Source organism: Nitrobacter vulgaris (genome assembly GCF_031453995.1).
Lineage (GTDB): Bacteria > Pseudomonadota > Alphaproteobacteria > Rhizobiales > Xanthobacteraceae > Nitrobacter > Nitrobacter vulgaris.
In genome coordinates, this window is record NZ_JAVDPZ010000003.1 from 1 (window position 1) to 25159 (window position 25159).

At 61.6% G+C, this 25159-nt stretch carries 26 protein-coding genes; 14 read left to right on the forward strand and 12 right to left on the reverse strand.

Annotated elements, in window-relative coordinates; translation table 11 throughout:
* Positions 1 to 289: 289 nt before the first annotated feature.
* A complete protein-coding gene (locus GGQ85_RS02125; protein ID WP_374708837.1) occupies positions 290 to 646 on the reverse strand; it encodes a hypothetical protein in 357 nt (118 codons plus the stop codon).
* A 278-nt stretch (positions 647 to 924) separates the two neighbouring features.
* On the opposite strand from GGQ85_RS02125, the gene GGQ85_RS02130 reads away from it, so the two are divergent.
* The 9 genes from GGQ85_RS02130 (at position 925) to GGQ85_RS02170 (ending at position 9804) form a co-directional block, all read left to right on the forward strand.
* Complete coding sequence (locus GGQ85_RS02130; RefSeq protein ID WP_309773192.1) at positions 925 to 1737, forward strand: PAS-domain containing protein; 813 nt, start codon at positions 925 to 927, stop codon at positions 1735 to 1737.
* 189 nt (positions 1738 to 1926) lie between these two features.
* Positions 1927 to 2127, forward strand: coding sequence for a hypothetical protein (locus tag GGQ85_RS02135; protein WP_309773193.1), 201 nt, complete (start codon positions 1927 to 1929; stop codon positions 2125 to 2127).
* A gap of 66 nt (positions 2128 to 2193) precedes the next feature.
* Positions 2194 to 5256 (forward strand): excinuclease ABC subunit UvrB, encoded by a 3063-nt coding sequence (gene uvrB / locus GGQ85_RS02140; protein ID WP_309773194.1) that lies wholly within the window; start codon positions 2194 to 2196, stop codon positions 5254 to 5256.
* 185 nt (positions 5257 to 5441) lie between these two features.
* Complete coding sequence (locus GGQ85_RS02145) at positions 5442 to 5948, forward strand: hypothetical protein (protein WP_309773195.1); 507 nt, start codon at positions 5442 to 5444, stop codon at positions 5946 to 5948.
* A complete protein-coding gene (locus tag GGQ85_RS02150; RefSeq protein ID WP_079447680.1) occupies positions 5941 to 7173 on the forward strand; it encodes an HlyD family secretion protein in 1233 nt (410 codons plus the stop codon). The genes GGQ85_RS02145 and GGQ85_RS02150 overlap by 8 nt, the downstream gene beginning before the upstream one ends.
* A 223-nt stretch (positions 7174 to 7396) precedes the next feature.
* Positions 7397 to 7732, forward strand: a complete 336-nt coding sequence (locus GGQ85_RS02155; protein WP_309773196.1) for a hypothetical protein — start codon at positions 7397 to 7399, stop codon at positions 7730 to 7732.
* A gap of 247 nt (positions 7733 to 7979) precedes the next feature.
* Entirely contained in the window at positions 7980 to 8234 is a 255-nt protein-coding gene (locus GGQ85_RS02160; protein ID WP_309773197.1) for a hypothetical protein, read from the forward strand.
* A gap of 92 nt (positions 8235 to 8326) precedes the next feature.
* Positions 8327 to 9217 (forward strand): hypothetical protein, encoded by an 891-nt coding sequence (locus tag GGQ85_RS02165; RefSeq protein WP_309773198.1) that lies wholly within the window; start codon positions 8327 to 8329, stop codon positions 9215 to 9217.
* A 152-nt stretch (positions 9218 to 9369) separates the two neighbouring features.
* Entirely contained in the window at positions 9370 to 9804 is a 435-nt protein-coding gene (locus GGQ85_RS02170; protein WP_309773199.1) for a hypothetical protein, read from the forward strand.
* Between the two features lie 86 nt (positions 9805 to 9890).
* On the opposite strand, the gene GGQ85_RS02175 is transcribed toward GGQ85_RS02170, so the two are convergent.
* The 4 genes from GGQ85_RS02175 to lgt form a co-directional block, all read right to left on the reverse strand.
* Positions 9891 to 10844 (reverse strand): ribose-phosphate pyrophosphokinase, encoded by a 954-nt coding sequence (locus tag GGQ85_RS02175; protein WP_079447683.1) that lies wholly within the window; start codon positions 10842 to 10844, stop codon positions 9891 to 9893.
* Between the two features lie 318 nt (positions 10845 to 11162).
* Positions 11163 to 11933 carry a peptidoglycan editing factor PgeF gene (gene pgeF / locus GGQ85_RS02180; RefSeq protein WP_079447536.1) on the reverse strand — a complete coding sequence of 257 codons (771 nt, stop codon included), beginning with the start codon at positions 11931 to 11933 and terminating at the stop codon, positions 11163 to 11165.
* Positions 11930 to 13057, reverse strand: coding sequence for a class I SAM-dependent methyltransferase (locus GGQ85_RS02185; RefSeq protein ID WP_309773200.1), 1128 nt, complete (start codon positions 13055 to 13057; stop codon positions 11930 to 11932). The genes pgeF and GGQ85_RS02185 overlap by 4 nt, the downstream gene beginning before the upstream one ends.
* Complete coding sequence (lgt, locus tag GGQ85_RS02190) at positions 13050 to 13916, reverse strand: prolipoprotein diacylglyceryl transferase (RefSeq protein ID WP_309773201.1); 867 nt, start codon at positions 13914 to 13916, stop codon at positions 13050 to 13052. Before lgt ends, GGQ85_RS02185 begins: the two co-directional genes overlap by 8 nt.
* A 194-nt stretch (positions 13917 to 14110) precedes the next feature.
* Between lgt and GGQ85_RS02195 the strand changes: the two genes are divergently transcribed.
* A complete protein-coding gene (locus GGQ85_RS02195; protein WP_079447538.1) occupies positions 14111 to 14368 on the forward strand; it encodes an accessory factor UbiK family protein in 258 nt (85 codons plus the stop codon).
* Between the two features lie 19 nt (positions 14369 to 14387).
* Here the strand turns inward: GGQ85_RS02195 and GGQ85_RS02200 are convergent, their stop codons facing one another.
* Together GGQ85_RS02200 and GGQ85_RS02205 are read right to left on the reverse strand one after the other, a co-directional pair.
* On the reverse strand, positions 14388 to 14540 hold the full coding sequence (locus GGQ85_RS02200) for a hypothetical protein (protein WP_173816003.1): 153 nt from the start codon (positions 14538 to 14540) through the stop codon (positions 14388 to 14390).
* A gap of 120 nt (positions 14541 to 14660) precedes the next feature.
* Positions 14661 to 15170: a MaoC family dehydratase gene (locus tag GGQ85_RS02205; RefSeq protein WP_309773202.1), complete on the reverse strand. Its 510-nt coding sequence runs from the start codon at positions 15168 to 15170 to the stop codon at positions 14661 to 14663.
* Positions 15171 to 15326: 156 nt separating this feature from the next.
* Between GGQ85_RS02205 and GGQ85_RS02210 the strand changes: the two genes are divergently transcribed.
* Positions 15327 to 15623, forward strand: a complete 297-nt coding sequence (locus tag GGQ85_RS02210) for a DUF4282 domain-containing protein (RefSeq protein WP_309773203.1) — start codon at positions 15327 to 15329, stop codon at positions 15621 to 15623.
* 161 nt (positions 15624 to 15784) lie between these two features.
* On the opposite strand, the gene ychF is transcribed toward GGQ85_RS02210, so the two are convergent.
* The 3 genes from ychF to GGQ85_RS02225 all read right to left on the reverse strand — a co-directional run bounded on the left by ychF (position 15785) and on the right by GGQ85_RS02225 (position 18479).
* The gene (gene ychF, locus GGQ85_RS02215) at positions 15785 to 16882 is read right to left on the reverse strand and encodes a redox-regulated ATPase YchF (RefSeq protein ID WP_309773204.1); all 1098 of its coding nucleotides are present in this window, start codon (positions 16880 to 16882) and stop codon (positions 15785 to 15787) included.
* Between the two features lie 134 nt (positions 16883 to 17016).
* Positions 17017 to 17631, reverse strand: a complete 615-nt coding sequence (gene pth / locus GGQ85_RS02220) for an aminoacyl-tRNA hydrolase (protein ID WP_079447543.1) — start codon at positions 17629 to 17631, stop codon at positions 17017 to 17019.
* A gap of 116 nt (positions 17632 to 17747) precedes the next feature.
* Positions 17748 to 18479 (reverse strand): 50S ribosomal protein L25/general stress protein Ctc, encoded by a 732-nt coding sequence (locus GGQ85_RS02225; protein ID WP_079447685.1) that lies wholly within the window; start codon positions 18477 to 18479, stop codon positions 17748 to 17750.
* Between the two features lie 753 nt (positions 18480 to 19232).
* Between GGQ85_RS02225 and GGQ85_RS02230 the strand changes: the two genes are divergently transcribed.
* The 3 genes from GGQ85_RS02230 (at position 19233) to amaB (ending at position 22401) form a co-directional block, all read left to right on the forward strand.
* Positions 19233 to 19733: a type III secretion system chaperone family protein gene (locus tag GGQ85_RS02230; RefSeq protein ID WP_079447686.1), complete on the forward strand. Its 501-nt coding sequence runs from the start codon at positions 19233 to 19235 to the stop codon at positions 19731 to 19733.
* 162 nt (positions 19734 to 19895) lie between these two features.
* Positions 19896 to 20732 carry a pyrroline-5-carboxylate reductase gene (proC, locus tag GGQ85_RS02235; RefSeq protein ID WP_309773205.1) on the forward strand — a complete coding sequence of 279 codons (837 nt, stop codon included), beginning with the start codon at positions 19896 to 19898 and terminating at the stop codon, positions 20730 to 20732.
* 157 nt (positions 20733 to 20889) lie between these two features.
* Positions 20890 to 22401 carry an L-piperidine-6-carboxylate dehydrogenase gene (amaB, locus tag GGQ85_RS02240; protein ID WP_309773206.1) on the forward strand — a complete coding sequence of 504 codons (1512 nt, stop codon included), beginning with the start codon at positions 20890 to 20892 and terminating at the stop codon, positions 22399 to 22401.
* 8 nt (positions 22402 to 22409) lie between these two features.
* Here amaB and rocD read toward each other — a convergent pair whose 3' ends face one another.
* Together rocD and GGQ85_RS02250 are read right to left on the reverse strand one after the other, a co-directional pair.
* Positions 22410 to 23627 (reverse strand): ornithine--oxo-acid transaminase, encoded by a 1218-nt coding sequence (gene rocD / locus GGQ85_RS02245; RefSeq protein WP_309773324.1) that lies wholly within the window; start codon positions 23625 to 23627, stop codon positions 22410 to 22412.
* A 149-nt stretch (positions 23628 to 23776) separates the two neighbouring features.
* The gene (locus GGQ85_RS02250) at positions 23777 to 25111 is read right to left on the reverse strand and encodes an ATP-binding protein (protein ID WP_079447688.1); all 1335 of its coding nucleotides are present in this window, start codon (positions 25109 to 25111) and stop codon (positions 23777 to 23779) included.
* Between the last annotated feature and the right edge of the window lie 48 nt (positions 25112 to 25159).

The window sequence follows — 25159 nt, forward strand, 5'->3', positions numbered from 1 at the left end:
CGCGCCAACAGCGCTGGCGACAGTTGCCGTATCGGTCAGAGCGGCAGGCTACCGGAAAAGCCCGATCGATTTACATGCGAGCTATTGCATCGCGAACTTCACATTCGGGATTCCGGCGCCTTGGATGCCGAGATGAAGCGCCAAATGGGACGACTTCGAAAAGAACCTTGCAGGTGGCCGATACACGCGACAAACTCATCGAGCGCCGATGATCAATTAAAGAACATCTTGACAACGGGTACCAGGACAGATGTCAGCGGCTGGAATGACGTCGGAGATAACGCCTGAACTACTTCCCTTCCTCCTTCGCCGGATGTTTTCCGTCCTCCTTCGTCGGGGACTGCGGCTGTTTCTTGCTCGCCGCCTGAAGTTCAGCCACCGCCTTCCGCAGTTCCGCAACTGTGCTCTCAAGCACCTGCATCTGTCGGTTGGCCGCATCGATTTTCTGCCTGCTATCGGTGACATATCTGCTGAGGGTGGTTTGCAGAAAATTGATGTTGCTCTGCAAGCAACTCGTCCGCCTCTCCATCGTCTTTTCGACGGTGCAGATCTCAATACCGGGAACGTCCTGCGCCAAGGAAGCGCAGAGGCCCAGCATATAAAGGGGCCCGATCATCAACATCAACGGAAGGCGTCGGTCGCTCATCGAAACTCTCATCCCACACAATGATTCCCTGAAGGCAGCTTTGCAGAACGCCGATCAAGGGGCGAGGATTATCACGCGACCTCATACTGTGGCGGGCAAACCCACGCGGCCCGAACAGCACCCGGCAGTTCCTTGGATTAGATCTCGGGCAGCGCAATTCATTTCAAATCGCGCGCCGCCGCGTTAGGCGCCATTAACGCTGGCGAAGAAAACCTTGCGATTGTGCAACCAGTTGTTCGCGAACCGGATTTAGTCTCATTCGGTATCATGGAACGGTGATGCATATCGACTGGCGAATAGTGTTGGGCCCGGCTTTCGCGATTTTGATCGCAGGCGCGTCCATCTATGCCGATCGCAACGTTGCCGCCTTTCCCGACCTGTCAGCGCTATATATTTGTGTCGTCGCCCTCGCCGGATCGCTTGGTGGCACAGTTTCCGGTCTGATCAGTGCCGGAATAGCCGTTTTAGCCTCCGCAGGAATTCTCAGCGACTACAATGCCACGGTCGCTGACGGTTCCATCGTTTTACGTCTTGGATTGCTGACCTTGACCGCCGGCGGCACCGCCTTGATCACCGGATTGTTGCGGTTGCGGATGATGAATGCGCTCAGACGGGAGCGCGAGCGGCACGCGACAGCGGCACGGCTGTCCACCGCCCTCAACCAGACCGACATCGGGATCGTCTTGCTCGACGCGGACACCCGTGCCGAATTCATCAACCGCGCGTTCCGGAATTACTTCTCGCTGCCTGACGCGAAGGCCGACAGCAAGCCGCCGTTTATCGCGCTGATGTATCATGGCCGCGATACCGGCGCGTATGAACTGCCGCAAGATGAGCTTAGCCATTTCATCGCCGAGCGCGTTGGGATGGTACGCGCGGGCGATCCGACCCCGATAAATATCAAACTCAGAAACGGCGAGGTGCTGCGCTTCATTTGCACGGCGCTTCCGGACGGCGGCCGAATGCTGAGTTATGCGCCGGTGACCGATCTCATTCGTCGCACCGACAATCCGGCGGATGCCGACTACTACCTCTCACTGCGCGGAAGAGACCGACGTCTCCCGATCCATCGCCTTCGCGCGGCGGAATAATCTCGCTTCTGAAAGGATTTCATCCGTATCGATCCGGAACTATGGTTGCGCATCGATCAACCCGGCCTAGAGTCTTTCACCGCTTAACGGAAGCGGTGAAAGACTCTAGTTTTTTTTGATTGACGCGTTTTCTTCACGCGAACCGGATTCCACTTCGTTCGAAAACGCTATGAGAGCACACCCGCCGCCATGACACGCCAGACCGGACAGCAAGCCATTCGCCGCCTCGCCTGTTCCGGATGCGGAACGGAATTCACTTGCGATCTATCTGGCAACTGCTGGTGCGCCGAGGAGGCCGGGCGATTGCCAATGCCGACCGAAGGCGGCGATTGCCTCTGCCGCGATTGCCTGCGAAAGGCCGTGTCGAGGTCATCATCGCCGAAGGCGTGATCACGGTATGTGCATCCGTGTGATTGCGCTCTTTCTTGCGGGCTGGATTCGCCCCATATTGCCGGCATGGCGAAGCCTCCCAGTCCTCCTAAACAACCCGGTAAACCGCCGAGCGCTCAGAAGTCTAAAGCCCCGAAATCGAAGGCACATCGTCCCGAGGTGCAGCCGATCGGACCTGCGCTCGCCGAATTGCTCAATCCGGCGATTAACCGCGGCGATGCCGGCCTCGGGTCCGGCACCGGATTGCAACCGCCACCGGACAATTCGTGGGACCGCCGCTCCGGCGGCGAGGCTGCGGCGCATCGCGCGCGAGCCTCCACGCGCGGCAAGGACGATGCGACGGCAAAACGGGATGCGTCTCGCTCCCCTCCCGTTAGCGGAGCGAGTGACAGGGACAGGGAAGTCTCTCCCCTCAAGGACGAGGTAAAGCAAAAGGGCTTCGAAGAAGCGCCGCAAGCGGAATTCGCGACGCCGAACTACGGCACCTCCGCCACCATCCCGACGCTCGACCCGGAACTGGCGCGGCAGTTGGGCCTCCCAACCGCCGAGGATGACGATGAAGCGTTGGCGCGGCCACCGCGCAACAAGATGGAAGGCCTTGGCGTCAAGGCGACCGCTGAAGCGCTCGAGAATCTGATCCGCGATGGCCGCCCCGAATTTCGCGGCGACGACGGCGGGATGAAAGTATGGACACCGCACCGGCCGCCGCGACCGGAGAAGAGCGAAGGCGGCGTGCGGTTCGAGATCAAGTCGGAGTATCAGCCCAAAGGCGACCAGCCACAGGCAATCCGCGAACTGGTGGAAGGCATCCAGCGCAACGACCGCACCCAGGTGCTGCTCGGCGTCACCGGCTCCGGAAAGACCTACACCATGGCCAAGGTGATCGAAGCCACGCAGCGTCCGGCCCTCATCCTCGCGCCAAACAAGACGCTGGCAGCGCAGCTCTACGGTGAGTTCAAGAATTTCTTCCCCGACAACGCGGTGGAATACTTCGTCAGTTATTACGACTACTATCAGCCTGAAGCCTATGTGCCGCGCACCGACACCTATATCGAGAAGGATTCCTCGATCAACGAGCAGATCGACCGCATGCGCCACGCGGCGACGCGCGCGCTGCTGGAGCGCGACGACGTCATCATCGTCGCCTCTGTGTCGTGTATCTATGGTATCGGCTCGGTCGAGACGTACACCGCAATGACCTTCGCCCTGAAGCGCGGCGAGCGCATCGACCAGCGTCAGCTCATCGCCGATCTCGTGGCGCTGCAATACAAGCGCACATCGGCCGACTTCACCCGCGGCACTTTCCGCGTGCGCGGCGACGTCATCGATATCTTCCCGGCGCACTACGAAGACCGCGCCTGGCGCGTGAACCTGTTCGGCGACGAGGTGGAGAGCATCGAGGAGTTCGATCCCCTCACAGGCCACAAGCAGGATGAACTGGATTTCATCAAGGTCTATTCCAATTCGCATTATGTGACGCCGCGTCCGACGCTAGTGCAGGCGATCAAGTCGATCAAATCGGAACTCAAGATGCGGCTCGACGAACTGCACGCGCAGGGTCGCCTGCTGGAAGCGCAGCGGCTGGAGCAACGCACCACCTTCGACCTCGAAATGATGGAGGCGACCGGAAGCTGCGCCGGCATCGAGAACTATTCACGCTATCTCACCGGCCGCCGCCCGGGCGAGCCGCCGCCGACCTTGTTCGAATACGTCCCCGACAACGCGCTGGTGTTTGCCGACGAGAGCCACGTCAGCGTGCCGCAGATCGGCGGCATGTTTCGCGGCGACTTCCGCCGCAAGGCCACGCTCGCCGAATACGGCTTCCGCCTGCCCTCCTGCATGGACAATCGGCCGCTGCGTTTCGAGGAATGGGACATGATGCGCCCGCAATCGGTCGCGGTATCCGCCACGCCGGGCGCATGGGAGCTGAACGAGAGCGGCGGCGTGTTCGTCGAGCAGGTGATCCGTCCGACCGGGCTGATTGATCCGCCGGTCGATATCCGCCCCGCGCGCACGCAGGTGGACGATCTCGTCGGCGAGGTTCGCGCCACCGCAGCGAATGGCTATCGCTCACTCATCACGGTGCTAACCAAACGCATGGCGGAGGACCTCACCGAATATCTGCACGAGCAGGGCATCCGCGTGCGCTACATGCACTCGGACATCGACACCATCGAGCGTATCGAGATCATCCGCGATCTCAGGCTTGGCGCTTTCGACGCGCTGGTCGGCATCAACCTGCTGCGCGAGGGCCTCGACATTCCCGAATGCGCGCTGGTCGCCATCCTCGACGCGGACAAGGAAGGTTTTTTGCGCAGCGAGACCTCGCTGATCCAGACCATCGGCCGCGCGGCCCGCAACGTCGACGGCCGGGTGATCCTCTATGCCGATCAGGTGACCGGATCGATGCAACGCGCCATCGCCGAGACCGACCGCCGCCGCGAAAAGCAGGTGGAATACAACACCGCCAACGGCATCACGCCGGAAAGCGTCAAGAAGTCCATCGGCGATATTCTCAACAGCGTTTATGAGCGCGATCATGTGCTGGTGGAGATCGGCGACGGCGGCAAGGGGAATTCCTGGTCGGACGATGCGATCGCGATCGGCCACAATTTCGAGGCCGTTCTCTCCGATCTGGAAACGCGGATGCGCGAGGCCGCCGCCGACCTGAACTTCGAGGAAGCCGCAAGGCTGCGCGATGAGGTCAAGCGGCTGCGCGCCACCGAGCTGGCCGTGGTCGATGATCCCACCATCAAGCAGCGCGGGGTCGCGGCAAAGGCGGGCGCCTATGCCGGCGCGAAGAAATACGGCGATGCGGCGAATCTGCCAGCGCGTTTGGATAAAGCAGCGCAAGGCAGGCCGACCGGAAAGTTTGGCAAGCGCGGCTCCTCAACTTCAAAAATCCATAAACCCTCGCTCGACGAAATGGGTATCGCCACCTGGCACGAGGTCAAGCCGACCGGCACGCGTCCAAAGCCGCGCAAACCGACGCTCGACGAAATGGGTCCGGGGACCGAAAGCAGGATTTTCCAACCGACCAATTCGCGCGAATCCGGACCTGAATTCGGTCCACGGCCGCGCTCATCCGGCGGCGCGCCGGGCCACAGGGGTGGATGGAAGAAGAAGTGAACAGGCGTCGCCGGTCAAACAATCAGGAAAGGCTCACCGTGCGCTCGACATGACGGATGCCGACGCTTCGAAATGCCGCCGTAGCTGATCGTACTTGCCAAATTCCAAGCCTGTGCAATGATGCCAACCTTCGGCAAATGCCGGCTATACTTTTTCAGTTAGTTGTTTCCGGAATGGAGGACCGCTTGAGCGAGTTGCTTCATCCAAACGCCCCCCACGATCTTCCCTCGTTCATTACAGCGCCCGGTGACACGGATGTCTTGATGGTGGCTGTCGGCGTCATCCTGCTTGGAGCCGTTCTGGCGGTCGGCAATATCTATCTGCGGCTGCATACCCTGCCGGAGCGGATGGCGCACAGATCGCAGAAGCTGCAGTTCGAGATTGTCGCCGTTCTCGGCTTACTGGCGCTGTTTACCCATATGCATGTGTTCTGGGTGGCGGGACTGTTGCTGGCGATGATCGACCTGCCGGATTTCAGCACCCCGCTGCGCAGCATCGCAGGCTCCGTGGCGACAATTGCCGGCGTCCAGCCAGGCACGGCGGCGCCCCGACCGCCGCACGATATCGCGACCGCCGACGCACCGGACTTGGCAAAACCGAACTTGGCAAAACCGGATTTGGCAAAGGCGTCCGACAAAAAAGAACCCGGCGAGGATGACGCCGGCGCGAGCGGGTTGCCGGGTCATGCTTGAACTGCTGCTCTGTTCGCTGCTGACGATCGTCCCCGATTATCTTTACCGGCGCTACGCGCAGGGAAAGCGGCTTGGCCGCGAAATCACGCTCTACTCCGTCTGGTTCGAGCTGAGGTGGGGCATTACCGCCTGTTTGATGCTCACGGTCGCTCTGATCACGGTGATCTTCTATTTCCATCCCTCGACGACGACAGCGACCCTGTACTTCAGGACCGTCCCGATCATCCCCGAGACAATCGGGCGGGTGGCCGAGGTTCATGTCGATTTCAGCGCGCCCGTGAAAAAGAACGACGTGATCTTCAAGCTCGACAGCTCGAAGCAGGAAGCAGCGCTGGAAACCGCTCGGCGCAAGATCGCTGAGGTGGATGCCGCGCTAGGCGCTGCACAGGTCGATATCATCAAGGCGGATGCCCAGATCCAAGAAGCCAAAAGCGCATACCAGCAGGCGTCCGACGAGCTTAACGTGAAGCGCGAACTGCAAAGGCGCAATCCGGGGATCGTCCCCCAGCGCGACATCGAGAAACTCGGGGTCCTGCTCGCGGGACGGCAGGGCACCGTGGATGCGGCAAATGCGGCGAAAGAATCCGCGATGACCCGCATGACATCGCTTCTTCCCGCGGAGAAGGCTAGCGCCGAGGCGGCGCTGGCACAGGCGCAGGTCGATCTCGACAAGACCTACATTCGCGCCGGCGTTGACGGACGCGTCGAGCAGTTTTTGTTACGGCCTGGCGATATCGTCAACCCGATGATGCGATCGGCGGGAATCCTGATCCCGGAGGGCGCCGGCAAACGGTCGCTGGCGGCGGGGTTCGGCCAGATCGAAGCGCAGGTGATGAGGGTCGGAATGGTGGCGGAGGCCACGTGCATTTCGAAGCCGTGGGCCATTATTCCGATGGTCGTCACGAGCGTACAGGACTACATCGCGGCCGGTCAATTCCGTGGCGGCGAGCAGCTCGTCGAGGCGGGGCAGACTCTGCGTCCGGGCTCGATTCTTGTCCTCCTCGAGCCGCTCTACAAAGGCGGCCTGGAGGGTATCACACCGGGAAGCAGTTGCATCGTCAACGCCTACACCAGCAACCACGACCAGATCGCGTCAAAAGATACCGGTGCCTTCAAGCGCTTCGCGCTCCACGCCGTAGACGCCGTAGGGATCGTGCATGCCATGCTGTTGCGCATCCAAGCCCTTGTGCTTCCCGTCAAGACGCTGGTCATGAGTGGGCATTGAGACTTGTTTTTCGATCTCAAGAGCAACATCGTGTCAAAACGATCCCGCGATTGCGACACTTCTCGCCGCTTGCTGGCTTCTGATTCAACCGTCGTTGAATCAGAATCCAGCATTATCTTTTTTGATTGATCATGATCTTTATCCGAAAAACGATTTTCACTTTTCGGGATCATGCTCTAAGCATGAAGCGATTTTCTCTTCACATTGTGCGGGGGCACCATCCATGGCGGATGCCGATCTCGACGTCATCATCCGGCAGCTTGCGAAGCAGCAACACAAAAGCCTGACGGCGGCTGTGAAGACTCGGCGCGACCGCTATCTCGCTCTTGCAGCGAAAGCGAAGGATGTTGCAGGCAAGCAGCGCTTGCGGCAAATGGCGAAACACACGTTCGAGGAAGGCACCGCCGCCGCAAGGCGGCTGCGGATGTCCGCCGACAACGCAGCCGACAGCTACGCACGCGCGATGCGGCGGGCGGCGGACACGTTCGCGGCGGAACAGGCCGTCGCGCCGAAGAAAAAATCCGGAAAGACAGCGAAACCGAAAACGGTGAAGGCCTGACGCTTATAGCGTTTCGAGCGACGTGGATACCGGTTCGCGGGAAGAAACGCATCAATCAAAAAGGATGTATCACGATGATTTTGAATCGACGCGATCCGGAATCGAACGCGATCATTCCAATATTTTAACGCGAGATGCGGCAGGAAACCGCTAAAACTTTTTCTCATCCCGCTCTAGATTTTCGTGCGCCATCAGCTTTGCCGCCGCGTCCCTCGCCTGCTCGGCATCCGCTATCAGCAGGAATTCGTTGCGCGCCAGTGTCACGCCGCTCGCCGTCGTCACCGCGCGTTTGGGACAAATTCCGAAGCAGCCGGTCATCACCACACGCGGGCGCTTCTCGCCGCTCGCCCGACTCAAAGCCTTCAGTTCCGATTTCAGCGCGCGTTTAACCGCGTGGCCGTTCGCGGCGCGCTTGAGACATTTTCTGCAGATCAGTATCGGTGAAGGCCGGCGCGGCCGCGCGGTCGCGGGCGAGATTGAATTTACCATGATGAGCATATAGGCATCGCGCCGATGCGCGCATGCCCGCGCGCCATAATTTCGAACACACGCGGCCGCAATGTGCGGCTTCGGATTGGCGGACTGGCAGAACCCATGGCTTCGAGGATCATACGACGTGCGGGTTTACTGCTTCTGGCGGTTGCTGCCGGCTGGACAACCGGAACCTTATCGGCACAATCGGGAGATGCTGACACTCCCGGCAACACGGCGGAGCACATCGCGCCCGATGGCGACCGACCAACGGATTCCGAAATCGACTGGAGCCAACTCGAGGCCGACGGCTTTACCCTCTCAAAGGAAATGCCGCCGCAGGTTCGCCATTCACAGTCATCGTCGCAACCCGCATCCGACCCCGAACTTGCCTGGACCTCCCGCGATAATGCGGACGGCTCCGCCGCCCTTACCGCAAGACGTTCGGTTTCACCGCTCTGGGACACACGGATCGGGACCGATCTGACCGTCATACGTCAGCCGTCGCCGCTGACGGCGTCGGAACCCGCAGCGAACAAACTTGCAACCGACGCCCGCTCATCGCAGTCCTCGGGTCAGGCATGGGCAGCCGCCACCGCGCCCGGCCTGGGGCGGATCTGGGACAAGACCGCGCTTGAAGCACGGATTGACCCCGCCCGGGCTCAAACCATGCTCGATACCTCGCTCAGCAAATCGCTGCCTCTCAGCGACGGCCGTTATGCGGTTACCCTTCAGAACGGCTACAACGTCACTCAACACGACGCGCTGTCGATCCCGGGCATCAAAGGAACGCGACAGTATAAAACCGACCATTCGGCCAGGCTGAGCCTGACCGACACCGGCACCAGCCTGATCGCGGGACAGTCGCTTTCAACAAACGATAATAAATGGCTTCGCAGGATCGGTGCCGAACAGAAGCTGTTCGACGACATCAGCGTCGCCGGCTCGGTCAGCGAAACGCCGCAAGGTCCCCCGAACGCGAGCCTGACCGCAGCGTTCAAGCGTAAGTGGTGAGCCCGCCAGCGCGGCTGATTTCGGAGATTGAACGCTGCTCGCCGCAGATCGGCCCCGATGTTGTCAAAATCGGCAGCCCTGATACCGTAGCTAGAAACTCGTCGTGCGGGGGGACAACCGCGCTCGCTCAACGCGAAACAGGGAACAAGCCGATGAATGCCACTCCATCTGAAAAAGAAGAACCAAGCGTACCCGAAGCCGATACGAACCTCGCCGCCGTCTCGGAGGTAGAGGCGGGTATTCGCGATTTCGTGCGCAACGACATCGCCTATCTGCGCCGTCCCGCTGCCGGTCCCGCCGCGGGTGCTCCGAACCCCGACGTGAAGCTGGAGCCGAACACGGAAGCAACGGTGAACAACGTCAACTCGCTGATCCAGCGTGTCGCCGGAACTTCGCTCGCCGAGATCGAGAACCTCGTCACCGAACTTGAAACCCTCCGCGATCTGCTTCATGCGGAAGGACAGCGGGTCCAGCGCGAGATCTCGGGCTATGCTCAGCTGAGTCAGGCCGCGATGAAGTCGACCCGGATCATCGCGGACAACGTCGCGCAATGGAAACGCACAGCTGAGAACCTGCGCAACGAGTGAGCATACTGCTCTTGCAGCGAGGATATTAAAGTTTGATCCAGATCGAGCCTGGATCAGACTTTAGTGTCCTCACTTCAATCTGCCGTTCAGTCGAACAGGCTCGATACTGATTGTTCGGCAGCAGTGCGGTTGATCGCCTCGCCGATCAATCCGGCGATCGACAGCAGGCGGATGTTGCCGGTCTTGCTCACGGCGTCAGTCGGCTGGATCGAGTCGGTAATGACCAGCTCTTTCAGTTTTGAGCCGGCGATGCGCGCGGCGGCGGCGCCGGACAGCACCCCGTGAGTGATGTAGGCATAGACGTCCCGGGCGCCGTTGGCGAGAAGCGCGTCGGCGGCATTGACCAGGGTGCCGCCGGAATCGACGATGTCGTCAATCAGAATGCACGTATAGCCCGCGACATCGCCGATCACGTTCATGACTTCGGATTCGCCCGCGCGCTCGCGACGCTTGTCGATAATCGCCAGCGGAGCACTGATGCGCTTGGCAAGACCGCGCGCGCGCACCACGCCGCCAACGTCGGGCGATACCACCATCAGCTTGCCGAGTTCGAACCGCTCCTTGATATCGCGAACCATCACCGGGGACGCGTAGAGATTGTCGGTCGGAATATCGAAAAAGCCTTGAATTTGCCCCGCGTGCAGATCCAGCGTCAGCACGCGATCCGTCCCGGCGCGCGTGATCAGGTTGGCCACCAGCTTGGCCGAAATCGGTGAGCGCGAACCGACCTTTCGATCCTGCCGCGCATAGCCGAAATAAGGAATCACCGCGGTGATCCGGCGCGCAGAGGCACGGCGCAGAGCGTCCGTGATGATTAAAAGCTCCATCAGGTGGTCATTGGTCGGATACGAAGTCGACTGAATTACGTAGACGTCCGAGCCGCGCACATTCTCCAGGACTTCGACGAAGATCTCGTTGTCGGCGAAGCGACGGACGCTGGCTTTCGTGAGTTCAAGCCCAAGCCATCTACCGATTTCCCGCGCCAGCACCAGATTGGAGTTGCCGGCGACCAGCTTGACGGCGCCGTTCTTGGCGGACATCGACGCGTCTCCCCGCGATGTGGTGGATACAACGTTCAACATCCCGTCTCCCGAGAGCCTCTCCGATCCCGCGGAGGCGGTGTATCAAGGAGTGGCCAAGTCTGGCAATACGCAGCCTGGCGGAATCCGGGGTAGATCCCGCCGAATCGGACGTCAATGACCGCTTAATGCGGCGAAGCCGACCACGCTCGCCGACATCGGCCGTCTGCGAAAAAGGGCCGCCCTGCGGTTGCCGGGTGGTAGCACGCGCCCGTTCTGCCCTGAGCGGAGCTTCGCCACACGGCATGAGCGATCATCGACCGTCGGCATCCGGCGCCGTTAATCAACGTCCAGCACGATCGCGTGGACGTGGCGGCCGAAATCCGGTTCCTCGCGATGCACCGAGCGGCGATAGCTGAAGAAGCGTTCGTTTGAATAAGTATCGATGCCGGTATCGTCGATCGTCAGCACGCCAGCGCGTTCAAGCCGCATCCGGATGAAGCCGCCGAGATCGAACATGGCATGGCCGTCGCGCTCCGACCGAACGAAGAACCGCTCATTGTCCTGATCGGCCTCCATGAATCGCGCGACGAATTCGGCTCCAACCTCGTAGCTTTGCTGGCGGATCAGCGGACCAATGGCAACGGCCATGTCGCGGCGCCGGCCGCCAAGCGCTTCCATCGCTTCGATGGTCTTTTCCAGCACGCCCGTCAGCGCGCCCTTCCAGCCGGCATGTGCCGCGCCGATCACGCGGGCCTGCGGATCGGCGAACAGGATCGGACCGCAGTCGGCCGCGGTCACGCCGATCGCAAGCCCGGGGGTTCGCGTGACGATGGCGTCCGCCCGCGGCCGGGATGACACGTCCCAAGCCCTGTCGGCGACTACGGCATCGGACGAGTGGAACTGGTAGAGCGAGAGAAAATTCCCTGGCGCAACGCCCATCATCTCGGCCATGCGGCGCCGGTTCTCGGTGACATGCGCCGGGTCATCCTGCGAACCGATGCCAGCATTCAAACTCGCGTAGATGCTCTGCGAGACTCCGCCTTCACGGGTGAAAAAGGCGTGCCGCAGCCCGGAAACCGTCGAAAGCAGGGTGGATGCCAGCGTCACGGCGCCCTCATCCCACCGCGACGCTCCCGATCGCTCAGTCCCACCAATTCGGTGAGGCCAGGATTGGACACGCCGATCACCTTGAACATCGACCCCATGCCGCCACGGCCTCCCTCGGTTAGACGCTTCAGCGCCGTCGCGATGCTGTCGGATATTTCAGGAGTTGCTTTCTCCATCAGGTTGACGGCGCGGGACTCGATGCCGAGCCGTCGCAAAAATTCTCCCTGCGTCACCGGCCCGTGCACGCGGGCACCGACATCCTCGGCTGCGCGGGCAAGCGCTTCGAAATCCACATGGGCTGTCACGTCCACCTGACCGGGATATTTCAGCGGATCGGCGAAGCTGTGCCTTGCGATGGCCTGAAAGGTATCGCCCGCGTCGCTGCGCACATGGCCGTAATCGATGATCAGCGCAGCGCCGCCGTGATCGCGAACGCGGGTTGCGATGGACATGATCTCGGCATCCGGGCGCCACTCGAAAATGGCCCCGACCGGCGCCGCGCGCACCAGCGGCGGCAGCAGCATGTCGAAGCGCAACGTTGGCGCAGCGTTGGCGCCGAACACGAGTTGACCGCTGCCATCGATATCGACAACCCGCTCGTGCCAGCCGTCGTCGCGCTTGACCATCTGATGGATCGGAAGCACGTCAAAGTATTCGTTGGCGAGGATGATCGCCGGTCCCTCCGGCACCTCGTCCAAGCTCGCGTGCCAATGGATGTTCGGCGTGCTGGACAGCGCCGCCTTCTGCTTTTCCCTCAGCTCCGGATTGATCTCGATCAGATGGACGCTGAGCGCCTGATACATGGGTGGCAGCACCCGCAACGCGCGTAGCGCATCCGCCATCATGGTGCCGCGGCCGGGACCGAACTCAATCAGCCGCAGCGTGGCCGGAGAGCCGATCGACCGCCACACCGAGGCGCCCCACAACCCGAGCAGTTCGCCGAACATCTGGCTGACTTCGGGCGACGTGATGAAATCACCCTCGCGCCCCAATGGGTCGCGCGCGATATAGTAACCGTGCTGGGGATGGGTCAGGCAAAGCTGCATGTAGCGCCAGACCGGCAGCGGACCGGAGGTCTTGATCAGCTTCTTGATGTCGGCCAGCAGCGGAGAAGGTTCAGCCACGATCGACCTTGCCCGGATTCGGAATCGCTCGTGCGTCTGACACCCGCGAACCGCGGGACCAGGCGGCATAGACAATAGCGAGTCCAGCGATAACCATCGGTATCGACAATAGCATTCCCATGGTCAATCCGCCCCACAGAAATCCGAGCTGTGGGTCCGGCTCGCGAAAGAATTCGGCGACAATCCGCGCCAGCGCGTACAGCGTGATGAAGCTGCCAAGAATCAGCCCCGGCCGCTTGAGCGCGCCGAAGCGGATCATCAGCGCGAGGATCGTGAACAGTACCAGCCCCTCGAGCGTGGCCTCGTAAAGCTGGCTCGGATGCCGCGGCAGCGGGCCGCCGTTAGGAAACACCATGGCCCAGGGCAGGCTCGGGTCAGCCGGACGCCCCCACAATTCGCTGTTGATGAAGTTGGCGATACGGCCAAGAAAGAGGCCGATCGGCCCGACCGCGGTGGCGACGTCCCCAAGCGACAGGATCGGCAGGCCGTGCCTGCGGCAGAACAGGATGACCGCCGCAACGCAGCCCATGAAGCCGCCGTGAAACGACATGCCGCCGTTCCAGAGCTGAAAGATCTGGGCGGGATGGTGGATGAAGAAATCCAGATTGTAGAATAGCACATAGCCGACGCGGCCGCCGACGATGATGCCGATCGTCACCCACAGGATAAAATCGTCGAGCTGCACCACCGAGATCGGCGCCGGTCCCCCCCAGAGCTTCTCGCTCCTGAGCAACGCCCGCGCATAAAGCCAGCCGAGCATGATACCGCCGATATAGGCCAGCGCATACCAGCGGATCGCGATCGGACCGAGCGAAATGGCAACGGGATCGAAGACAGGATAGGTGATGAGGAGAAACATCGGATTCGTTCTATCCAAGGCGGAATGCCCGCGCTTGCCGTGGGCATCCACCTCTCGAACGGCCACGTAACGATTGCAAGGGAAATCCGGCCCCAACAAGGCTTGCGACGGTTCGAGCGGGCTTGAACTGCCGTGTCGGGATCGCCATTCTCTCTCGGTGATATGGCGATCTTGCCGCTAACCGGAGATAGTAGATGACCCAGACCAGCAACCGGTTTTTCGACGAGATTGGACGACTTATGAACGATACCGCCGGGGTGGCTCAGGGGCTCAAGCGTGAGGTCGACGCGGTAGTCCGCCATCAGGCAGAGAAGATCCTGCGCGATCTCGATTTGGTCAAGCGCGAGGAGTTCGAGGCTGTGAAGGAGATGGCGCGGCTTGCGCGCGAGGACAATGAGACGCTGAAGGAACGGATCGCCGCGCTTGAAGCCAGGCTTGGCTCGGCCGGCTGAACGGATGTTTCAGCAGGGTTCAGCGAGCGGGGATGTGCGCGACTGCAACACTGTCCAGCGAATATACGCCATCTGAGTAGCGCTTCACCACGGTCCACGTTGCCAGCGTTACGGCCAGCGTCACGCTCGCGAACAGCAAGCCGACGATCTTCAATCCAGCGCGATCTGCCATGGCGTCCCCCTGCCCCTTACCCTGACGCGTTTCGACAAGACTGTCTGAGGGTTCACAATTCCTTAAAAGAGGCTCGTTTTCGAATAAAATTCCTCCAAACTAGGTCAATCGTGCAACCCCTCAATCCTGCGGAAGCCGGCGCGGCACGAAAACTGAGCCCAAAAAGGAAAAGACCAGTTCGCCGCGCTGGTTCGTGCCGGTGTTACGTATTTGCATAGCGCCCCATTCCGGACGAGAGCGGGAGGCTCTCAGCGATTCGACTTCGCTGGCATAACTGACAGTATCCCCCGCCAGGACCGGTTTCAGCCAGCGCAGGTCGCGAAATCCGGGCGACGGCCCCCACATCCCCGGCTTTTCGCCGCGCGCGGCGGCTTCCGCCGCCTCACGCTGACTGTGCGCGACCATCAGCTTCATCCAAACCGAAACGACATGCCAGCCGGAGGCTGCCAGACCGCCGAACAGTGATTTGCGGCCCTCATCATCGTCGAGGTGAAACGGCTGCGGGTCGAATTGTGACGCGAATGTCTTGATGAGATCGCCGGTGAAGATAAACGAACCGAGATCACGACGCTGCCCGACCCCCATGTCTTCGAAATGGCCGAGGGGGAAATCTTCAAATGTCAGGGTCATGGCGAGAGCTGTTGAAGGATGCCCGATTGTGGCCGCTATTTGCAGCAATCTCAACCCGTACGCCAGCATGCCGCGGCGCGAGCTTGCCGGGAGCGGCCCTTGGGGTAAGTGCCGCCCGGCTCATGACGGCCGCGCGACGCGCGAGGGGAACGGCAAATGTTTGAAATCCGGGATCTGTTTCAGTGGGATCGCTTCATCACGCCCACCATCATCAAGGTATTTTATTGGCTGGTCATTGTCCTGATCGTGCTGTCGGGATTATCCGGCATCTTCGCGGGCCTGACCTCGATGGCCGTCAGTCCCTTTAGTGGTTTCATCACGATCCTTCTGAATGTCGCCGGCGTCCTCGTTGGCATCGTGTTTTCGCGGATCGCAGCCGAATCGATCCTGATCGTCTTTCGTATCAACGAACATCTCGGTGCTATTCGCGATCAGGGCGCGACCCGGTCGTAGCATGATCCGATCCGAGGATCGGTTTTCTCTCGGGACTCATGCCCTGAGCATGATCCCGACTCGAAGGGCCGCGCCAGCGCAACGTGAAAACCGGTCCGGATGAGAGCATGCTCAGCCGGAAGAACTAAGCGGAGCTTGATTCAACGCAGTTGAATCGGACTCTAGGTATTGAACCGGAAATGCATCACGTCGCCGTCGGCGACGACGTATTCTTTTCCTTCCAGCCGGAGCTTGCCGGCATCGCGTGCGCCTGCTTCGCCATTGAGCGCCATATAGTCGGCGCAAGCGATGGTTTCGGCGCGGATGAAACCTTTTTCGAAGTCGGTGTGAATGACGCCCGCCGCACCTGGGGCTTTGGTGCCCTTGGTGATGGTCCAGGCGCGCGCTTCCTTCGGGCCTACCGTGAAATAGGTGATGAGATGCAGCAGGTCGTAGCCCGCGCGGATCAGGCGGTCGAGACCCGCCTCTTCCAGCCCCAGCGTTTCAAGGAAATCGGCGCGCTCCTCACGCGACAGCGTCGCGATCTCGGACTCAATCTTCGCGGAAATCACGACCGCGACCGCGCCTTCCTTCGCCGCATGTTCGAACACGGCTTGCGAGAAGGCGTTGCCGCTCGCCGCCGAGCCTTCCTCGACGTTGCAAACGTAGAGCACCGGCTTTGAGGTCAGCAATCCGAGCATGCGGAAATTGCGTTCTTCCTCAGGCTTGCGCTCCATGCCGCGCGTCGGCTTGCCGTCGCGCAGGAGCTTGAGCGCACGCTCGACCAGATCGAGCTGCTCCTTGGCTTCCTTGTCGTTGCCCTTGGCCTTTTTCGAAAGATTGTCGACACGCTTCTCGAGGCTTTCGAGATCGGCCAGCATCAGTTCGGTCTCGATGGTCTCGATGTCCGCGAGCGGCGCGATTTTGCCCTCGACATGGGTAATGTCGGAATCCTCAAAACAGCGCACGACATGCGCGACCGCATCGACCTCCCGGATGTTGGCGAGAAACTGGTTGCCGAGCCCTTCACCTTTGGATGCGCCGCGCACCAGACCGGCGATGTCCACAAACGTTAGTTGCGTCGGAATGATCTGCGCCGATTTGGCAATCGCCGCGAGCCCGTCGAGGCGCGAATCCGGCACCGCCACGGCGCCGACATTAGGCTCGATGGTGCAGAATGGATAGTTCGCCGCCTGCGCCGCCGCCGTTTCCGTCAACGCGTTGAACAGGGTCGACTTGCCGACATTGGGCAACCCGACGATACCGCATTTGAAACCCATGATTCATTCCGATATTTGGCGCGGATTGCGCAACCGACCCGGATCGCCATAAGCGGGGCTTAACCCGCCTATCCATTTTATTCGAGGAACCAATCGCCGGACCGCTGGCGATGAAGACGATTTGACCTGGCCGTTTACTTGGCGCCGTTGTTGTCCTCTTTATCCTTCTCGGCAAATCCCTTCGCCTGCATCGCGAGATGCACCTTGTTCTGGAACGCCGAATCCCTGGCGGCGACGAGCAGTGCTGCGTTTTCCGCAACGACGTCCACCAGCGCCTCGACCCAGGGACGTTCGCTTTTGGGGAAGTCGTTCAGCACGTGCGCATGCACCAGTTCCTTGATGCCCGGGTGACCGACGCCCAGTCGAACGCGGCGATAGTCGTTGCCAACATGCGCCGAGATCGATCGCAGGCCGTTGTGTCCGGCAATGCCACCGCCGACCTTGACGCGAACCTTGGCCGGCGGGAGTTCGATCTCGTCGTGAAACACCACGACATCACCCTGCGTCAGCTTGAAGAACTGCGCGGCGTCCTGAACCGCGTTGCCGGAGTTGTTCATGTAGGTCGTCGGCTTGAGCAGGATGACCCGCTCCCGGTCGAGCGTGCCTTCGGAAGCTTCGCCCTGAAAGCGGCGGCGCCACGGTGCGAAACCGTGACGCCGCGCGATCTCGTCCACGACCATGAACCCGATGTTGTGTCGATTCCCCTGATACTTCGTGCCGGGATTTCCCAGTCCGACGAACAGGCGCATGACGCGGATCCCCTAGAGCATTTTCCGGCTAAGTGGAATCCGGTTAGCCGTAAGACATTCGCGTTGCGAAACCTCGGCAGGCGGCGTCGCGAATGTCAAATCGCTCCACCGGCCGCTTACTTCTTTTTGTCGCCGCCACCTGCGGGCGCCTTCGCTCCGCCACCTGCGGGCGCCTTCGCGCCACCGGCGGCCGCGCCTGCAGCAGCAGCAGCGGGAGCCGCACCGGCGGCGGGAGCCGCGGTGCCGGCCGCAGCAGCGGCGGCTGCCTTGAGTTCTTCCGCGTAGCCTGACGGCGGCACGATGGTCACCAACGTGACGTCCTCGCGTGCCAGCGGTTTCACGCCGGGCGGCAATTCAACGTCCGACAAATGGAGCGAATGGTTGATTTCCAGTGCGCCGACGTCGGCCTCGATGAACTGCGGGATGTTTTCAGCCGCGCACTCGACATCGATCGCGTGGGTTACGAGATTGACGGTGCCGCCGCGCTTCACGCCGGGCGCGACATCCGCTTTCAGCAGGCGAAGCGGAACGCTGACGCGGATGGTGGCGCCTTCGCCGAGCCGCATGAAGTCCACATGGATCGGCAGATCCTTGACCGGATCAAGGTGGAAGTCGCGCGGAATCACGCGATGCTTCTTGCCGTCCAGGTTGATGTCAAAGATCGTCGTCAGGAAACGGCCCGCCAGAATGCGCTGACGCAGTTCTGGTTCTTCGACCGAGATCGGCTGCGGGGGCTGCTTGTTTCCATAGATCACGCCCGGCACTCGGCCGGCGCGACGCTCAGCCCGGGCGGCCCCCTTGCCGCTCTTCGGACGCGCGTTCGCCTTCAATTCCCTGACGGTCGCCATCGATTTATCCTTGCTTTTCAAAAAGTTAAAGGCCGCAATCGCGGCCCGTTGCACGTCACCGGCAAGCCTCCAGGGGTGCGGGGGCCATGAGACGTGGCGGCGTTCTAACCGCAAACGCCCGAAATAACAAGAAATTGGGCTGAATTTTTCGAACTCTCCGGCTGTCGCGTAAGTCGCTTTTAGCCGTCGGACAGGCTGATCTTTCCGCGTCGGGGAGATTGAGAAAAGGCAGACCCAGGGTCGCCCCAAGAAGGCGCTTCGGTCGTACCCATGCATCGTAACGAGAGATTGCTGGGACAAGGATCAACATCCGAAAATTTTCGAAGATGAAGCGATTGATCGCTCCTTTGAGAGCGAGCGTAACCGTGGGCATACCAACCTCATTTTATCGCCGAGGGTGTAGACATCATCCCGCGCGGGAATCTTTCGTCGATCATCGGATGATGCCGGACTCGCGACAAGCGAGTCGCAACCGCAAGACTCGCGCAACGCGTGTCCCGAGTCCGTTTTGTTCACGGCGTAAACCGTCTCTGCTTTCGATCAGTTGTGGACGACGCGCGCTTTGCCTGTGGACGGACTCCAGGCGGCGTTGCGCCGATTCCGCAAATCACATCACTTGATCCGCGCAGGACATCATCCTCATTCGATCAACGCGTGTGATGGATCGTCTGAAAGATTGATATCCGCCGCGTGCCAGCACCGGCCGTTCTATGAGTGCGTATCAACACAAGCAAAAGCAAGGATCGGGACGGCATGTCGCTGCTCGAAGGCGCTATCGATTCCAAGAACAATCCGCTGGCGGTGGTCGAGGACATTGCCGCCACCAACGATTGGGCGTTCGAGCGTTCCGGCGAAGACGAAATCACAATCGTCTCGAAAGGCAACTGGACCGATTATCACCTCACCTTCACCTGGATGGGTGAGATCGATGCGTTGCATCTCGCCTGCGCCTTCGACATGAAGATTCCGGTCGCCCGGCGCAGCGAGGCCCAGCGCGTGATCGCCGCGATCAACGAGCAATTGTGGGTCGGCCATTTCGATATCTGGACCCAGACCGGAACGATCATGTACCGCCATGCGCTTGTCCTTCCCGAGGGGCTGATTGCGTCGAACGCGCAGTGCGAGACCATGATGGCGGGCGCGATCCACGCCTGCGAGCGCTACTACCCGGCGCTGCAGTTCGTGGTCTGGGCCGGAAAGTCGGCGGCCGAGGCAATGACCGCCGCGATGTTCGACACCGAGGGCGAGGCGTAATCTCGCGCAATTGCTTTTTGCGTCATGACCGGGCTGTCCATCCTCTTGCAATTCGTTCAATGAATGACGGATCGTGGGGTTGTCCGTGCGAAGGTATGCTTCGTACTCAACCCGCGATGACGGGTCTTTTCGCGAACGCTCTTTGACCATCAGGAACCCGCCATGACGATAACGCCGGACATGGAAACTCTCGCGGATATTTCAGGCACTGTCGTTCTCGCCGGCGCCGGGAAGATGGGCAGCGCATTGCTGACGGGATGGCTCGCGCGCGGATTGGATCCGAAGCGCGTCATTGTGATCGAGCCATATCCTTCCGCCGATACCCGCTCGCTCGCCGCCGGCGGCATTCGGCTAAATCCCGCAGCCGAGGAAATCGGTGACGTCGCGGCGCTCGTGATCGCGGTCAAGCCGCAGACCTTCGGCGACGCCGCTCCGACGCTGCGGCCGCTGGTGGGATCTCCGACCCTTGTGGTGTCGATCATGGCGGGCACGACGATTGCCATGCTCGACACGGCCTGCGGCGGCAACATCGTCCGCGCGATGCCCAATACGCCTGCCGCGATTGGCCGCGGCATGACCGTGGCAGTCGCCGCGAAAGGCGTGAACGAGACACAGCGCACCATGGCCGACGCGCTGCTGCGCGCGACCGGGGCGGTGGAATGGGTCGATGACGAAGCGCTGATGGACGCCGTCACGGCTGTGTCGGGATCGGGACCGGCCTACGTCTTCCTGCTCGCCGAGGAGCTCGCGCGCGCCGGCGTCAGCGCAGGCCTGCCTGCCGATCTCGCTGCAAAGCTGGCCCGCGAGACTGTCGCCGGGTCAGGCGAATTGCTGCATCGATCCGATCTCGACGCCGCGACGCTGCGCCAGAACGTCACCTCGCCCGGCGGCACCACGGCCGCAGCGCTCAACGTATTGATGAGCGAGCACGGTCTGAAAGAACTGATGACGCGCGCGGTGGCCGCCGCGACAAAGCGATCGCAGGAACTGGCGAAGTAGTTTTTTGCTGCAGGACTGAAGCGTCCCTGACGATCCGAGGATTTCCGCGAGCGCTTGACGCATCGCCGCACATGCTGCGGGAACGCTCATCCGGCTTGAAGAATTGTCATGACTTGCCGCAACATGGGCCACCCGGACCCGTTTGGGAGAAGCTCTTATGCTTGCCGACGAGGTTGCATCCCTGCTCGATCATCTCGGGGTTTCACCCGATCGCCGGCACGGCACGCGCGCCGTACGCTCGCCTCTGACCGGCGAGACCATCGCACACGTCGAGGATGCAAGTTCGCGACGTGTGGCCGAAACCGTCGCGCTCGCTGAAGCGGCGTTCCGGCAATGGCGGTCGGTCCCTCCACCGCGGCGTGGCGAACTGGTTCGCGTGCTTGGCCTTGAATTGCGCGACGCCAAGGATGTTCTGGGCCGCCTGGTCACCATTGAAGCCGGCAAGATCGTCTCGGAAGGCCGTGGCGAGGTGCAGGAGATGATCGACATCTGCGACTTCGCGGTCGGCCTGTCGCGCCAGCTTTACGGTCTCACGATCGCCAGCGAACGGCCCAATCACCGCATGATGGAGCAATGGCATCCGCTCGGCCCGACCGGCGTCATCACCTCGTTCAATTTTCCCGTCGCGGTATGGTCGTGGAATGCGGCGCTGGCGCTGGTCTGCGGCAATCCGGTAATCTGGAAGCCGTCGGAAAAAACCCCGCTCACGGCGCTGGCGGTGCAAGCGCTGTTCGAACGCGCCGCCGTCAAGGCGGGCAACATCCGCGACGGCTTATGCACTGTGCTGATCGGCGGGCGCGATATCGGCGAAGTCCTGGTCAACGATCCACGGGTGCCGCTGATTTCCGCGACCGGATCGACAGCGATGGGCCGCGAGGTCGGAACGCAACTTGCGCGGCGGTTCGCGCGCGGCATTCTCGAACTCGGCGGCAACAATGCCTCGATCGTCTGCCCGTCGGCGAACCTCGATCTGGCGCTGCGGGCCATCGCCTTCGCCGCCATCGGCACCGCCGGCCAGCGTTGCACCACGCTGCGGCGGTTGTTCGTTCATGACAACGTCCACGACGAATTCGTAGCGAAGCTGAAACGCGTCTATGCCTCGGTCCGGATCGGCGACCCGCTCGCAAGCGACGAGGTGCTGGTCGGTCCGCTGATCGACGAAGCCGCATTCGAGACCATGCAATGCGCGCTTGAGGAGGCACGGGCGCACGGCGCGCGGATCCACGGCGGTGAGCGTGTCGAGGAGAAACGGCTTCCCAACGCGTATTATGTCCGGCCGGCATTGGTGGAGATGCCGGCGCAGACCGGCCCGGTGCTGCGGGAGACCTTCGCACCGATTTTGTATGTCATGAAATATACCGACCTTGACGCGGCGATAGAGCAGCACAATGCGGCTGCTCACGGGCTGTCGTCCTCGATCTTCTCGACCGACATGCGCGAGGTGGAGAAGTTCCTCTCAGTGGCAGGCTCCGATTGCGGCATCGTCAATGCGAACATCGGCCCCTCCGGCGCCGAGATCGGTGGTGCGTTCGGCGGAGAAAAGGAAACGGGCGGCGGCCGCGAAGCCGGCTCCGACGCCTGGAAAGCCTACATGCGTCGCGCCACCAGCACGGTGAATTACGGCGACGATCTTCCGCTCGCCCAAGGCGTCCGCTTCGACATCGATTGAGGCGGAGTTCAGGGATCAGCTTCCGCGCGAGCGAATTCGTCCAGCACTTCGGCGACCCGGTCCGCCACCCAATCGATCTGGGATTCTTCGATAATCAGCGGGGGCGCAAAACGAATGGTGTTGCGGTGAGTGTCCTTGGTCAGCACGCCCGCCTGCAACAGCCGCGTTGCTACCGCGGCGGCGTTGGCTAAATCGCGATCCAACTCGACGCCCGCGAACAACCCCCGCCCTCGCACCTCGCGAATGATGGGATTTTCGATCGCGCGAAGCCGTGCAAGCAGATGCGTGCCAAGGCGCGCGGACCGCTCGACCAGTCTCTCGTCCATCAACGTATCAAGTGCGGCCAATCCGACCGCGGCCGCAATCGGATTACCGCCGAAGGTGCTGCCATGGTCGCCGGGCGTGAACACCTGCATCACCTCGCGCCGCGCCAGGAACAGCGACACCGGCAGAAGTCCGCCGCCCAACGCCTTGCCCAGTGTCACCGCGTCCGGCGTCACGCCGTCGTGCTGGCAAGCCAGCAGCCGCCCGGTGCGACCAAGGCCGGACTGGATCTCGTCGCAGATCAGCAGGACATTGTGCTCCCGGCAGATGCGCGCGACCTCGGCAAGGTAGCCCGGCGGCGGCACGTTGATGCCGCCTTCGCCCTGGATCGGCTCGACCAGGAAGGCCGCGGTGTTCGGCGTGATCGCGGCTCGAAGCGCCGCCACGTCGCCGAACGGCACCGACCTGAAACCGGGCGGAAATGGACCGAAGCCGTCGCGATATTGCGCCACAGACGAGAAGCCGACGATAGCGATGGTGCGGCCGTGAAAATTGCCGTCACAGACGATGATCTCAGCGCGGTCGGCCGGCACCCCCTTGACCGTGTAGGCCCATTTGCGCGCGGCCTTCAGCGCCGTCTCCACCGCCTCGGCGCCGCTGTTCATCGGCAGCGCCAAGTCCATCCCGGTCAAACTGCAAGCGCGGGCGAGAAAGGCTCCGAGACGATCGTTGAAATAAGCGCGCGAAATCGTGTCCAGTTGTCGCGCCTGGTCGGTGAGCGCCTGTATCAATCGGGGATGAGAATGTCCGAAGCTTGCCGCCGAATAGGCGCCCATCATATCGATGTAGCGTCGCCCGTTTTCGTCCCACAGGTAGACGCCCTTGCCACGCACGATGGTGACCGGCATCGGCGCATAGTTGGAGGCACCATAGCGCATTTCCAGCTTAACCGAGCCGTCCATGTCACCCGCTCCCTCAATTCGAGTGTGCTCGAGGCCGTAGAGCATCATGCGCTCCTCCTGGCCAGACCGCAACGAGCCCGTATTCAATGTGGGACCTCAGAACCGGGAAAGCTAGGCATGATCCGAGCGCAGAAAGAACACGCTTGCACCTACACCGGCACCCGCACGGTCGCGCGCAGACCGCCCATCGGACTGTCACCGAGTGTAATGTCACCGCCATGGGAGCGCGCGATGTCTCGCGCAATAGCGAGGCCGAGACCGGAGCCGCCCTCGTCCTGATTGCGCGCGCTGTCGAGTCGCAGGAACGGCTTGAAGACCTCCTCGCGCATATCCCGCGGGATGCCCGGGCCATCATCATCGACCATGACGGTGAGCCATCGGTGATCGCGATGGCCGTTGATGGCGATGGAGTCGGCATATCGTGCCGCGTTTGACACCAGATTGCCAAGGCAGCGCTTGAACGCTGCCGGCTTGACGGTGGCGACGGGAAGTCCGTTAAATATCGCCGTTGCTGCGTGACCGTTGCGCTCGGCATCGCTTCGTAACTCCTCGAGAGCGGAAGCCATGTCGGTCGGCTGTGCATGTTCGCCGCTGTCACCGCGCGCGAAAGCGAGATAAGCCTCGAGCATCCCGTGCATCTCGTCGACATCCTTCCGCATGCCATCGACTTCCGGACTGTCGCCGATCAGCGCCAGCTCCAGCTTGAAGCGGGTCAGAATCGTGCGCAGGTCATGCGACACGCCGGCCAGCATCGCGGTGCGCTGCTCGATACTGCGCTCGATACGCATCTTCATTTCGATGAACGCATGCGCCGCGCGGCGGACCTCGCGCGCCCCGCGCGGACGGAAGTTCGGCGCGTCGCGGCCCTTGCCAAAACTCTCGGCGGCGTCCGCCAGCCGCAGGATCGGCTTGATCTGGTTGCGAAGAAACAGCACAGCGACGAACAGCAGGATCGACGACGTGCCCAGCATCCAGAAGATGAAGATTTCCGAGTTTGACGCGTAGGCGGCGCTGCGCTGCGCAAACACCCGCATCACAGTGTCGTCGAGCTGAATTCTGATCTCCACCAGATTGGACCGTCCGACCGTATCGATCCAGAACGGCTTGCCGATCTGCCTGCTGATCTGCACCGACAGCGACTGGTCGAGCAGGGTGAAGAACGGTTTCGGCCCGGGCGGGGGCATATCGCCCGGAGGCAGGAAATCGACGACCAATCCGAGCCGCTGCTGTGCGATGCGCCGGATCGCCGTACGGTCCTTGTCCTGCGGGTAATCCTTGTACACATCGATCAGCGCGGCGACGTCCTGCACGACTGCCGCCGACAGACGTCGCGTCACCGTATTCCAGTGGCGCTCCATGAACACGAAGGCCACGACCGATTGCAGCACCACCATAGGAACAATCATGATCAGCAGCGCACGGGCATAGAGGCCCTCGGGCATCCACTTTTTGAACGCGTGCCCAATTCGGCTATTGACGACCATGACCCGTCGCAACGCCGTGCGGACTAGCGTCAGACCGGCATCGAGGGT

Bases quoted from the DNA above. Each gene is read 5' to 3' on its own strand.
- GGQ85_RS02125 (WP_374708837.1), bottom strand. From the start codon at position 646: ATGAGCGACCGACGCCTTCCGTTGATGTTGATGATCGGGCCCCTTTAT.
- GGQ85_RS02130 (WP_309773192.1), top strand. From the start codon at position 925: ATGCATATCGACTGGCGAATAGTGTTGGGCCCGGCTTTCGCGATTTTG.
- GGQ85_RS02135 (WP_309773193.1), top strand. From the start codon at position 1,927: ATGACACGCCAGACCGGACAGCAAGCCATTCGCCGCCTCGCCTGTTCC.
- uvrB (WP_309773194.1), top strand. From the start codon at position 2,194: ATGGCGAAGCCTCCCAGTCCTCCTAAACAACCCGGTAAACCGCCGAGC.
- GGQ85_RS02150 (WP_079447680.1), top strand. From the start codon at position 5,941: ATGCTTGAACTGCTGCTCTGTTCGCTGCTGACGATCGTCCCCGATTAT.
- GGQ85_RS02155 (WP_309773196.1), top strand. From the start codon at position 7,397: ATGGCGGATGCCGATCTCGACGTCATCATCCGGCAGCTTGCGAAGCAG.
- GGQ85_RS02165 (WP_309773198.1), top strand. From the start codon at position 8,327: ATGGCTTCGAGGATCATACGACGTGCGGGTTTACTGCTTCTGGCGGTT.
- GGQ85_RS02170 (WP_309773199.1), top strand. From the start codon at position 9,370: ATGAATGCCACTCCATCTGAAAAAGAAGAACCAAGCGTACCCGAAGCC.
- GGQ85_RS02175 (WP_079447683.1), bottom strand. From the start codon at position 10,844: ATGTCCGCCAAGAACGGCGCCGTCAAGCTGGTCGCCGGCAACTCCAAT.
- lgt (WP_309773201.1), bottom strand. From the start codon at position 13,916: ATGTTTCTCCTCATCACCTATCCTGTCTTCGATCCCGTTGCCATTTCG.
- GGQ85_RS02195 (WP_079447538.1), top strand. From the start codon at position 14,111: ATGACCCAGACCAGCAACCGGTTTTTCGACGAGATTGGACGACTTATG.
- GGQ85_RS02200 (WP_173816003.1), bottom strand. From the start codon at position 14,540: ATGGCAGATCGCGCTGGATTGAAGATCGTCGGCTTGCTGTTCGCGAGC.
- GGQ85_RS02205 (WP_309773202.1), bottom strand. From the start codon at position 15,170: ATGACCCTGACATTTGAAGATTTCCCCCTCGGCCATTTCGAAGACATG.
- GGQ85_RS02210 (WP_309773203.1), top strand. From the start codon at position 15,327: ATGTTTGAAATCCGGGATCTGTTTCAGTGGGATCGCTTCATCACGCCC.
- ychF (WP_309773204.1), bottom strand. From the start codon at position 16,882: ATGGGTTTCAAATGCGGTATCGTCGGGTTGCCCAATGTCGGCAAGTCG.
- pth (WP_079447543.1), bottom strand. From the start codon at position 17,631: ATGCGCCTGTTCGTCGGACTGGGAAATCCCGGCACGAAGTATCAGGGG.
- GGQ85_RS02225 (WP_079447685.1), bottom strand. From the start codon at position 18,479: ATGGCGACCGTCAGGGAATTGAAGGCGAACGCGCGTCCGAAGAGCGGC.
- GGQ85_RS02230 (WP_079447686.1), top strand. From the start codon at position 19,233: ATGTCGCTGCTCGAAGGCGCTATCGATTCCAAGAACAATCCGCTGGCG.
- proC (WP_309773205.1), top strand. From the start codon at position 19,896: ATGACGATAACGCCGGACATGGAAACTCTCGCGGATATTTCAGGCACT.
- amaB (WP_309773206.1), top strand. From the start codon at position 20,890: ATGCTTGCCGACGAGGTTGCATCCCTGCTCGATCATCTCGGGGTTTCA.
- rocD (WP_309773324.1), bottom strand. From the start codon at position 23,627: ATGGACGGCTCGGTTAAGCTGGAAATGCGCTATGGTGCCTCCAACTAT.
- GGQ85_RS02250 (WP_079447688.1), bottom strand. From the start codon at position 25,111: ATGGTCGTCAATAGCCGAATTGGGCACGCGTTCAAAAAGTGGATGCCC.